The 4,325-nt window shown below is 35.0% G+C and carries 1 protein-coding gene; it reads left to right on the top strand.

What is annotated here, in order from left to right; translation table 11 throughout:
* Window positions 1-4,325: MBG domain-containing protein (locus tag BWI44_RS14650; protein ID WP_286814755.1), on the top strand; the 4,325-nt coding region annotated here is incomplete at both ends.

Genomic DNA, 4,325 nt, shown 5'->3' with positions numbered 1-4,325 from the left:
AAATAAAGATAGCTCAAATATAGAGCTTAGAATTATGCAAGGCGATAAAGCTGAGACAGCTCAATCTAACAGTAATGAAAATGGAACAAATGTTGAACAGTGGGTCAAAACAAATTACATCAAGGTTGACAGCGAAAACTTTATAACCTTCTACTTTACAACCCTTGGACAAGGTTCAGGATTAAGCAAGAGTAAGTATAAAATCGTTGAGCCTAAGTTAGTATTTAAAACAATAATTAGTGGCGTGCAAATTACAGAAACGACTGAAAAAGTTGGCCCAGGGCAGGTCTTAAAATTAGCCGCTACAAACGAAGCATTAGAGCTCACAACTAACACAAACTATGCTAAATATTACAGAACGATTCACAAGGCACAATATGAGATCATAGAGGGAGCTCAATATGCTGAAATTATTGATGGATACATATATTTTACAGATGAAAATGTAGACGCAACAGTTACTATCATTGCAAAATCACAAAAAGATAGTATTGAGGGCGGATATGTTGAATCAGCTCCAAAGACATATACTATTGTTTCAAAACAAATGGATGTAAAAATCCAAAAAGACTTCGAATATCCTGCGGATTTCTTCGGAAGTGGATCTTATCATATTGGACAAAAAATTACACTTAGCGTTAAGCCAAAAGAAAGATTCAAATTTATCAAATGGGAAATTAATGGCGAAATTTACACTTCAAGAAGAGTCTTATACACTGTTCAGGAAACAAACGATATCAAGTGCATTTTGAAGAAGAATATTTTTGTTTCTGGTGTAGAGTTAGACGAAAAAGTTTATGACGGCTCAGCTATCGCTGATTGCAGATTTATATTCGACGGAATTGAATCTGGACACGATGTATACATGGGCGGACTTACAGCAAAGTACGTCGACGCGCAAGTCGGAGAGAACAAACACGTTTCATATGAAGGTTATCCAGAACTTGCAGGAGCTGACGCAGGACTATATATCTTAGGATCAACAAACATTCCAGATGTTGTAGGGACAATTCGAAAGAAAGAAGTTAAAATCACGACACGTGATATGACAAAGACTTATGGAGATATCGACGATGCAATTCCATATGAAGCGGACGATGACGCCATTTCAGGAAAACTTGGAAGAGAGCCAGGCGAAAACATCGGAAGCTATCTCATCAATATTGGAGAATTAAATACAAAAAATCCAAACTACAATTGTATTCTGCAAGAGCAACATTACTATACAATTACCAAAAGAGAAGTTTCGGTTGAAAACATCAAAGTTGCAGAAAAGATTTATGATAAAACAACAGATGCGGAGCTTACATCTTACACAATTAAAAATAAAGTTGCGAATGACGACTTAGCATTAGATTTAAGGATATCCTTCACTGACTATAATGCAGGTGAAAGAGAAATAAGATTTGATTATATCTCTCTTATAGGGGAGAGTAAAGATAATTATACATTGATCACGGATGGAACTGTGTTTAAGTCTACAATTAAGCCGAGAGCATTAAAAATTATGGCCAAGAAAGGATCGTCAGTTTTTGGAGATGAAATAAACTTAGAATACGACAGTGAAGGTCTTTTGGAAAATGATAGCTTGAGCGGGAATATTGCTATTGACAGCACAGACGCTGGAACATATACAATCAGACAAAACACTCTTAATAATCCAAACTATGCGATTGAATTTATCGGGGCAACATATGTAATTAGCAAGAGAAATATTAATGTTGTAGCAAAAAAATTAGAAAAAGTTTATGGCGAAAATGATCCAGAGTTTGAATACTCTGCAACAAATTTAATTGACAGCGAACCTCTTGAAGGAAAACTTGTAAGAGAAGAAGGTGAGGATGTCGGAGTATATAAGATCAGTTTAGGGACACTTTCAAACATAAATTACAACATTGAAAGTTTCACGGGAAGTGAGCTTGTAATATCATCAAGAAAGATGAGCCTTGACATCACAATTGAGGACAAAGTTTATGATGGAAATACTTCAGCCAATTATTCATACTTCCTTTCAAACATAGCAGGTAGAGATCAAATTGAGTTTAATGCAACAATGGAATTTGAAAATGCAAGTGCTGGAGATAACAAAAAGATCATTATCAAAAATTCATATTTCTTTGGAGATAGACTCAATAACTATACGATTGAAGAAATCTTTGGAGAGCTTAAAGCTTCAATTAAGAGAAAAGATGTTTTTGTTACAGTTGCAGACAAGACAATAAAATATGGGGACGATGATGTTGCTTTAACATACACAAGTGAAGGATTGCTCGAGGGTGAAGTTCTTGTTGGAAGCCTTGAAAGAGAGAGCGGAAGAGATGCCGGAGAATATGAAATTCACTTGAATGATATTACAAACGAAAATAACAAAAATTATAACATAATTAGTAAAAACCAAGCATATTACACGATTTTAAGACAAGAAATTGAACTTGAATCATTTGCTTGTGAGAAAATTTATGGCGAAAATGATCCAGTTTTAAGATTTGAAATCAAGGATTTATCAAAGTTACAATATGATGACACACCAGAAAATCTTTTTGAAGGAAATTTAGAGAGAGAAGAAGGGGAGAATCCAGGAAAATACTTAATTAAGATTGGAACATTAAATTGTCCTAAGAACTACACAATTAAGAGCTTTAAAGAACAATATTTGCTTATTTCAAAAAGAGATATTGAAGTTAAAGCCAACGACTCTTCAAAAGTTTATGGGGAAGAAGATCCAGAGCTAAGCTATACAGCTAAAAACGTTGTCAATGGAGATAAATTATCCCTCAAACTTAAGAGAGAATATGGGGAAAACGTTGGAACTTACACAATCACATATACGAGTTTGAACGACCCAAGATACAACATTAATTTTGAGAACGCTAAGTTTAGCATTTCTCCAAAACATATTACAGTTAAAGCTGATGACAAATACAAGGAATATGGCGAAGCTGATCCAATTTTCACAATCTCAATTGTTGAAGGAAAGTTAGAAAACGATGACGAAATTGAAAGCATTGAAGTTGGGAAAATGACACGTGAAGATGGAGAAGGAACGGGTGAATATGAAATCCAAGTTGGAAGTTACAGCCTCGGCGGAAACTATATAATCGACTTTATTCCAGGAAAACTTAATGTTATGAAAGTTGAAATTGAAATTAAAGCTGACACCATAACAAAGAAATATGGAAATAAAGACGGCGTGCTCACATTTACGATCACAAATGGAGCTCTTAAAGGTGAAGATCAATTTGAAGGAACACTTTCCCGTGAGGAAGGGGAAGCTACTGGAGAATATGCTATTTTACAGGGAAGCTTGAAAGCAAATGACAACTACATTTTAACTTTTATTGCGGGAACATTTATAATTGAAAAACGTCCGCTCACTATTACAGCAGACGCGCTCACAAAAGTCTATGGAGAGGAAGATCCAAAGCTCACATACACTCTTAGTGATAGCCTATGCGAAGGCGACACGCTAGAAGGAACTTTGGAGAGAGAAAAACCTGTTACAGCTGTTGATCCAAAGGCTTATGAAAAGACAGGAAGATACTTAATCTCTTCAACTCTTTCAAATGACAACTATGAAATCACATTTATTCCTGCATATTTCACAATTCAAAGAAGAGAAATAACAATCCTTGCTGAGGACAAACAAAAAACTTATGGGGAAGAAGACCCAGAACTTACATATGTAATCCAAAGTGGAACAATTCTTGAAGGCGATGAGTTTACAGGAAATATCTACAGAGTTAGCGGGGACAATGCGGGAACTTACGACATTCGAAGCAACTTATCACTAGGAAGAAATTATAAAATCAACTTTATAAAAGGAAGTTTTGTAATTAAGCCAATTGATATTTATGTTAAGACTTATGACTATGAAAAGACTTATGGAGATATCACTCCAACATTTAAATATGAAATTACTTCAGGAGAGCTCCTAGGTGGAGATGTGCTCCTCGGAGGCGTTTCAAAAGAGGGAAATGACGAAGTTGGAAAATACAGATTAGTTAGTGCATTTAACAATGTCAACTACAATGTAATTTTAACTGAAAATTATCTCACAATACATCCTAAAAAGGCATATTTGAGCGTAAATATCCAAGATAAAGTTTACGACGGAACAACTGTCGCATATATCAAAAACCCGGTTATTTCAGGGCTTATCGACGAGGATGTAAAGCTATCATATGACAAGGAAAGATCTGCAAAGTTTGAAAGCGCAGAAGTTGGAAACAACATTAAAGTTGTTGTATACAATGTTTCTCTTGTTGGCGATAAAGCTAAAGACTATGAAATTGTTTATCCAGAGAATTTGACAGCAAATATTACAT

Origin of the sequence: Bacteroides sp. Phil13 (genome assembly GCF_001940965.1) — a bacterium.
In the GTDB taxonomy this organism is placed as follows: domain Bacteria; phylum Bacteroidota; class Bacteroidia; order Bacteroidales; family Bacteroidaceae; genus Bacteroides; species Bacteroides intestinalis.
The sequence above is the reverse complement of the archived record's forward strand: the minus strand, read 5'-3'. Positions and strand labels throughout refer to the sequence as shown.